The organism is Streptomyces sp. NPDC048211 (assembly GCF_043202315.1).
In the GTDB taxonomy this organism is placed as follows: Bacteria; Actinomycetota; Actinomycetes; order Streptomycetales; family Streptomycetaceae; genus Streptomyces.
Window position 1 is genome coordinate 23,071 of record NZ_JBIDAD010000032.1, and the last position, 7,127, is coordinate 30,197.

The window sequence follows — 7,127 nt, forward strand, 5'->3', positions numbered from 1 at the left end:
GCGGCAGCGTGGGTGCCATGACCCGGACACCTCTCGCACCCACCACCGCACCGGAAGCCGCCGCACCGGCCACCGGCCGTCTCCGTACCGCGCTGCGTGCCGTCGCGATCGTTTCCTGCCTGCCCTACATCGTCATCAAGATCGCCTGGATCTCGGGGAGTCACCTCGGGATTCCGGCCGGCAGCACGCTTCTCGACCACCGCACCACGATGGCGGTCGCGAACGGTGCGTCGGTCCTGATGGACAGCGCGGTCGTGGCCATCGCCCTGCTGCTCACCCAGGCCCGGGGCCGGCGGGTACCCGCCTGGCTGCTCGCCCTGCCGATGTGGGTGGCGACCGGCCTGCTGCTGCCGGTCATGACCGGCTATCCGCTCCAGCTGCTGGTCCGGGCCCTGGGCGGGAACACCGTCAACAAGGCCGACGCGGGCCGCCCCTTCCTGCGCGAGTGGGTCTTCGGCGTCGTCTACGGAGGCTTCATCCTCCAGGGACTGGCCCTCGGGACCCTGTTCGCGCTGTACGCCGCGGACCGCTGGGGCCACCTCTGGCAGGGCACGCTCCGTGAACTGCCGGACAGCCCCACCGCTCCCGCGCTGCGAGCGGCCGCCGTCGCCGCCTCGCTGATCGCCCTGGTGCCCGGCATCCTGCATCTGCTCTGGGCCGCCGGCTCGGCCGCGGGGCTGAACGAGGCCAGGGCCGCGGACCGCACCAGCGGCTTCTACGTCCTCGAAGCGGTCTACGTCCTCTTCGTGGCCGCCACCGTCACCGGCACCCTTCTCCTCGCCTTCCGCCGCCGGTCCGCTCTGCCGTTGCGCGTGCCGCTCGGCCTGGCCTGGGGCGGTTCCGGGGTGATGGCCTGCTGGGGCGGCTGGATGAGCATCGCCTCGCTGAGCCGTACCGACGACATCGCCGAACGGCCCACCCCTGCCATGGTGTTGATCTACGCTGTCCAGATGCTGGTCGGGACACTGGTCATGACGCTCGGCGCGTACTTCCTCACCGAGCGCTCGGCAGCGGCCGAACCGGCCGGCCCCTCCACGTGACACCGCTGCTCGGCCGGCGGGCCCGGCAACGCTGGCTGCACCTGATCATCGGCGGCGCCCTGCTGATGCCGTACTTCCTGGTCGGCACCGTGATCGTCGGCGTCCAGCGTCCGCAGGGCGATGTCTTCACCTCGCCGGCCAACCAGCTGACCGCGTTCGCCTATGCCCTGCCGATGGCCGCGCTCACCGCGCTCCTCCCCCTCGCCCGGCCGCTGTCGGTGGCCGTCGCCCGTGCTCTGTGCGGTCTGCCTCCCGACCGGCCGCTCGCGGACGGGCCCGCCAGGACCCGGCAGGCCAGGATCCGTTCGGCGGCCTGGTTCACCCTGCACGTGGGACTCGGCGGTGTCGTCAGCGGCACGACGCTGTCGCTGGTCCCCTTCGCCGTGGGCGTCATGGGGCTGCCGTTCTTCGCGGCGGTGCGGGACGCCCCCGTACCGGACCTGCCCTCGGCCCTGGACCGGACGTGGGTCCTCGCCCTGGCGCCCCTCGCCGGGATCGCAATGCTGGTGGCCCTGGCCGGCTGCGCGGCGGCGGCCGGCGCACTGCTGGCGAACCGGGCGCCGGTGCTGCTGGGCCCGACCCCCGACGACCGCCTGGCCGCCGCCGAGCGCCGCGCGGCAGAGCTGGCGGTCCGCAACCGGCTCGCCCGGGAACTGCACGACTCGGTCGGCCACGCGCTCAGCGCCGTCACCCTCCAGGCCGGTGCGGCCCGCAGGGTCCTCGACAGCGATCCCGAGTTCGTGCGGGCCGCGCTGACCGCCATCGAGGAGACGACCCGGCGCACGGTCGGCGAACTCGACACCGTTCTCGGACTGCTGCGCACGGACGACGACGGGGTCCCGGACGCGCCGTCCGGCCCGGGGCTCGACGCGCTGGACCGGCTGCTCGCACACTGCGGGCTGGCCGTCGCGTACGCCGGCGGCGGGACGGACGGAGTACCCGCAGTGGTGTCGCGCGAGGCGTACCGGATCGTGCAGGAAGGGCTGAGCAACGCGCTGCGGCACGGCGGTCACGGTGAGCCGGTGCGGCTGCGGATCGCCGTGCGCGCCGGGGAGCTGGAGATGGTCCTGGACAGTCCGCTGTCAGTACGGCCTGCGGTGGTGCGCCCCGGCGGCGGCCTGGGGCTGCGCGGCATCGCCGAACGGGCCGTGCTGCTCGGCGGCCGTACCGAGGCCGGACCGCACGACGGCCGGTGGCGGCTGACGGCCCGCCTCCCCCTGCGCACCCCCGCACAGGAGCGGCGATGAACACACCCGTCCGGATCGTCGTCGCCGACGACGAACGCATGGTCCGCACCGCCCTGCGGGTCATCCTGGACGCCGAGACCGGCCTGGAGGTCGTCGGGGAGGCGTCGACGGGCGCGGAGGCCGTCTCCGCGGTGCGGGCGCTGCGCCCCGATGTGGTGCTGATGGATGTGCGGATGCCGGAGATCGACGGGATCCGCGCGACGGAGCAGATCCTGGCCACGCTCGACCCCGCGCCCCGCGTCGTCGTCGTCACCACCTTCGAACACGACTCCTATGTGTACGAAGCGCTGCGTGCCGGGGCTGCGGGCTTCCTGCTCAAGCGCGCGGCGGCCGAGGACCTGGTGCAGGCCGTGCGGCTGGTCGCCCGCAGCGACTCGCTGCTCTTCCCCGCCGCGGTACGGAGCCTGGCGGCCGCGTACGGGAGCCGGCCGCCGTCCGCCGCGCCGCCGTGGGCCGCCAGGCTCACCGAACGGGAGGCGGACGTGCTGCGGCTGATGGCGGGCGGGCTGACCAACGCGGAGATCGCCGCCCGGCTGCGGGTGGGACCGGCGACGGCGAAGAGCCATGTGGCGGCCGTCCTCGCGAAGACCGGCACCCGGGACCGTACCCAGGCGGTCATCGCGGCGTACGAGTCGCGGTTCATCACGCCCGGCTGACCCGGGCGCAGGCGTTGATGAGGAATGGGTGAGAAGCGGCACAACCGGGAACGGAGTGCGGCGTCCCGCTCGTCCCTCCAGCGGGATGAACAAGACGATCAGGCGCGCCTCGGTCTTCTCCCTGCTGCTGGTCCTCGCCCTGCTGGGGCGGGCGACCTGGGTGCAGGCGTACCAGGCACGGGCGCTCGCAGACAACGACCACAACCGGCGGAACGTCATCGCGCAGTACGCGCAGCCGCTCGGCGACATCATCGTGGCCGGCTCCCCGGTCACCGGATCGAAGAGGACGGAGGGCAGCGATCTCGCGTACAAGCGCACCTACAAGGAGGGCGACCTCTACGCGGCCGTCACCGGCTACAGCTCGCAGGCCTACGGCACCACCCAGCTCGAAGGGATCTACAGCGAGGTGCTGGACGGCACCGACACCCGGCTGAAGAATCCGCTGGACGCACTGACCGGCAAGCGGAGCGCGCCGGGCGACGTCGTGACCACGATCGACCCGGATGTCCAGAAGGCGGCGTACGAAGCGCTCGGGGACGACAAGGGCGCGGCCGTGGCGATCGACCCGAAGAGCGGGCAGATCCTGGGGATGGTCTCCTCCCCGTCCTACGACCCCTCCGACATCAGCGGGACGACGGACGGCGACGCCTGGCAGAAGCTGCTCGCCGACCCGGACAAGCCGCTGGTCAACCGCGCGCTGCGGCAGCCGCTGGCGCCGGGTTCGACGTTCAAGCTGGTGGTGGCGTCGGCCGCGCTGGAGAACGGGCTCTACAGCTCCGTCGACGAGCCCACGAAGAGCCCCGTCCCGTACACGCTGCCCGGTACCAGCACCCCCCTGAGGAACGAGAGCGCCACCGCCCCCTGCGAGAACGCGACACTGCGCGTGGCGCTCCAGTACTCCTGCAACAACGTCTTCGGCAAGGTCGCCGCCGATCTCGGCCAGGACAAGCTGCGGGCGATGGCGGAGAAGTTCGGCTTCAACGACGAGAAGCTCGATGTGCCGGTCCGGGCCTCGAAGAGCATCTACCCGTCCGTGATGGACAAGCCGCAGACGGCGCTGAGCGGCATCGGCCAGTTCGAGGTCACCGCGACGCCGCTGCAGATCGCGATGGTCTCCGCGGCCCTCGCCAACGACGGAGAGCTCGCCGCCCCGCACATGGTCTCCAAGGTGACGGACTCCGAGGGCGGCACGCTTCAGGACTATGCGGACGGTGACACGAAGCGCATCGTCTCCTCATCCACGGCCGAGCAGTTGCGCAGCGCGATGGTGACGGTCGTGGAGCAGGGCACCGGCACCAACGCCCGGATCGACGGGGCCGAGGTGGGCGGCAAGACGGGCACGGCCGAGAACGGCGTGGGCAACAGCAACACCCCGTACGCGTGGTTCACCTCGTACGCGAAGGACGACTCCAGCGGCCGGGAGGTCGCGGTCGCCGTGATCGTGGAGGACTCGGGTTCGGCGGCGTCGGAGGTCAGCGGCAACGGCCTCGCGGCCCCGATCGCCCGGAAGATGATGAAGGCCGCGCTCCAGCGGTAGGCGGGAGCGGCTCCACGTCCCGGCACCCCTCTCCAGGGGTGCCGGGACGTTCTTTTGCGTTCCGGACCCTTCAGGTTTTCGCTCGGTTACGCCTTACTGGGTGACACACCCGCGTCGAAGCGCTTCCGGGGTGCGCTGGTACGCTCGCGCCCCGCCGCCCCCCGCGGGCAGCGGCTGGGAACGTACACAGTCCGGCCCGCGCAGGCACCGGAACGCGAGCGCAGAGAGAGGTAGCTGTGGGCACATCCATCGACCATGCCGATGCCGCTGCCGCCGAGTTCCACGAGTTCTTCGAGGCCCATTACGCCGAACTCGCCCGGCTGGCCCATCTGCTGACCGGTGAGGCCGATGCCGCCGACGATCTGGCGGCCGACGCCCTGCTGGCGCTCTGGCACCGCTGGGACCGGGTCAGGAACGCCGACCACCCGGTGGCGTACGCGCGCGGTGTCGTCGCCAACATGGCGAGGACCCGGATCCGCAGCGCGGTGCGCGAGCGGCGCCGGATCGCGCTGTTCTGGGCGCCGCGCGGCGGCGGGGACGCGGTCGACGATCCGGATGTGCCGGCGGTCGTCGACGTCCAGGGTGCGCTGCGCAGGCTGCCGTTCCGCAAGCGTGCCTGCGTGGTGCTGCGGCACGCCTTCGACCTCTCGGAGCGGGACACCTCTCTGGTGCTCGGGATCTCGGTGGGTACGGTGAAGAGCCAGACCTCGCGTGCCGTCGCGGAACTGCAGCGGCTGCTGGGTCCGGAGACGTCCGCCGCCGCACAGGTGCAGGCGGCCGTCGCGGCGCAGCCCAGCGGAGGAGACCGGTGAAGGACGAGGAGCTGTCCGTGCGGCTGCGGGAGGCGGCCGATGCGCACCGGCCCGACCGGGAGCGGATGCTGGCCCGGGTCGAGCGCGGCATGGCGGAAGGCCGCCCGCCGGCCCGTCCGGCGCGCCCGCCGCGGGCGGTGGCGCCCTGGCTGCGGGTCGCGGGTGCGACGGCCGCGGTCTGCGGCGTGCTTGCGTTCGGCGCGGTCGCCGTCACCTCCGCCGGTGAGGGCGGGTCGTCCGGGGAGCGTGTGGCCGCGCCGGGGACACCGGCCCCCACCCCGTCCGTGTCACCGCCCGCGGCCCTCGGCGCGTTGCGGACGCAGGACGGGCCTCTGTGGACGGACGGTGCCGTCGATCCGCACTCCAACGTGTACTGGGCACAGAGCGACGTGACGCTGCGGACGGCCGAGCCGCTGTCCGCCCTCACCGTGGAGCTGCGGATCGCGCTCACCGGCGGGGTGAACAGCACCGGCTCCTGGCGCTCGTTGCCCGAGAAGGACTTCACCGTGTCGGCGACGGAGGACGGCGGCTATCTCGTCTACCGGTGGGCGCTGAAGGCGGGCCGGACCGTCCCCGCCGGTACTCACACGTTCGCGGGGCAGTACAACCACGCCGAGGGCGACCGGGACGCGGCGGGCGACTACCTGACCGCGCACGCGGTCCGCGCCTCCGGCGAACGGGCCTCGGTGGGCGACTACTTCGGCCCGGATCACTGACCGGAGCACCCGGCACGGCCCGGCACGGGCCCCGGCGGAAAGAAGACGGCACGACCCGGCAACCCTTGTCCCCCGCGGTGGCGACCAAGGAGCGCAACGCTCCCCCCACCATCGAGGAACGGGACACCGACATGAAGAAACGAGCCGCACTGCACGGCAGCCACGCACGGCGCGCCGGCCGCCGCCGCATGATCGCCGCTTCGACCACCGCGCTGGCGCTGACCGGCGCCGCGCTCACCACAGGACTCCTGGTCCAGTCGGCGGAGGCGGCCCCCACCGCCGCCGCCGCGGCCGCGTGGCCGACCCCCTCGGGTTCGCAGGCCGTCTCCGCGACCATCGAGGTCTCGGGGACGTACGACGGCGGGCTGAAGCGCTTCTACGGAAGCGGGGACCTGGGCGGCGACGGCCAGGAGGAGGGCCAGGACCCGATCTTCGAACTGGCCGACGGGGCGGTCCTGAAGAATGTCGTCGTCGGCTCGCCGGCCGCCGACGGCATTCACTGCAAGGGCAGCTGCACGATCCAGAACGTGTGGTGGGAGGACGTCGGCGAGGACGCGGCGTCCTTCAAGGGCACCTCGTCGGGCGCCACGTACAAGGTGACCGGCGGCGGCGCCAGGAAGGCCGAGGACAAGGTCTTCCAGTTCAACGGCGCGGGCACGCTGACCATCAGCGGCTTCCAGGTGTCCGACTTCGGCAAGCTCGTCAGGTCGTGCGGCAACTGCTCCAAGCAGTACAAGCGCACGATCGCGGTCAGCGATGTCGATGTGACGGCGCCGGGCAAGGCCCTGGTCGGGATCAACACCAACTACGGGGACACCGCGACGCTGAAGTCCGTCCGGATCCACGGCGACAGCAGCAAGAAGATCAAGCCGTGCGTCCGCTACACGGGCAACGACGACGGTGACGAGCCGACGGAGACGGGCAGCGGCCCCGACGGCACGTACTGCAAGTACAGCAGCTCGGACATCAGCTACAGCTGAGCAGCGGCGCGGCAGTGAGGGGCGCCCCGCCCGGGCGGGCCCGCGGGGGGGCCCCCCGGGGGGGGGGCCCGCCCCCGCCGGCGGGGGGCAGGGCCCCAAACACGCCGGCCGGGGGGGGGGGGGGGGCGGCGACGCGGGC

7 protein-coding genes are annotated in these 7,127 nt (G+C 72.8%); all 7 read left to right on the forward strand.

Annotated elements, in window-relative coordinates:
• Positions 1 to 17 precede the first annotated feature (17 nt).
• The 7 genes from ACGFZA_RS41595 (at position 18) to ACGFZA_RS41625 (ending at position 6,988) form a co-directional block, all read left to right on the forward strand.
• Entirely contained in the window at positions 18 to 1,040 is a 1,023-nt protein-coding gene (locus ACGFZA_RS41595) for a hypothetical protein (protein WP_393686219.1), read from the forward strand.
• A complete protein-coding gene (locus ACGFZA_RS41600) occupies positions 1,037 to 2,287 on the forward strand; it encodes a sensor histidine kinase (RefSeq protein WP_393686221.1) in 1,251 nt (416 codons plus the stop codon). Before ACGFZA_RS41595 ends, ACGFZA_RS41600 begins: the two co-directional genes overlap by 4 nt.
• Positions 2,284 to 2,943, forward strand: coding sequence for a response regulator (locus ACGFZA_RS41605; protein WP_393686223.1), 660 nt, complete (start codon positions 2,284 to 2,286; stop codon positions 2,941 to 2,943). Before ACGFZA_RS41600 ends, ACGFZA_RS41605 begins: the two co-directional genes overlap by 4 nt.
• Before the next feature lie 85 nt (positions 2,944 to 3,028).
• Positions 3,029 to 4,480 carry a peptidoglycan D,D-transpeptidase FtsI family protein gene (locus ACGFZA_RS41610; RefSeq protein ID WP_385280874.1) on the forward strand — a complete coding sequence of 484 codons (1,452 nt, stop codon included), beginning with the start codon at positions 3,029 to 3,031 and terminating at the stop codon, positions 4,478 to 4,480.
• 236 nt (positions 4,481 to 4,716) lie between these two features.
• Complete coding sequence (locus ACGFZA_RS41615; protein WP_385280877.1) at positions 4,717 to 5,292, forward strand: SigE family RNA polymerase sigma factor; 576 nt, start codon at positions 4,717 to 4,719, stop codon at positions 5,290 to 5,292.
• Positions 5,289 to 6,008, forward strand: a complete 720-nt coding sequence (locus ACGFZA_RS41620; protein WP_393686226.1) for a hypothetical protein — start codon at positions 5,289 to 5,291, stop codon at positions 6,006 to 6,008. Before ACGFZA_RS41615 ends, ACGFZA_RS41620 begins: the two co-directional genes overlap by 4 nt.
• Before the next feature lie 131 nt (positions 6,009 to 6,139).
• Positions 6,140 to 6,988, forward strand: a complete 849-nt coding sequence (locus ACGFZA_RS41625; protein WP_385280936.1) for a pectate lyase — start codon at positions 6,140 to 6,142, stop codon at positions 6,986 to 6,988.
• The last annotated feature ends 139 nt before the right edge of the window (positions 6,989 to 7,127 follow it).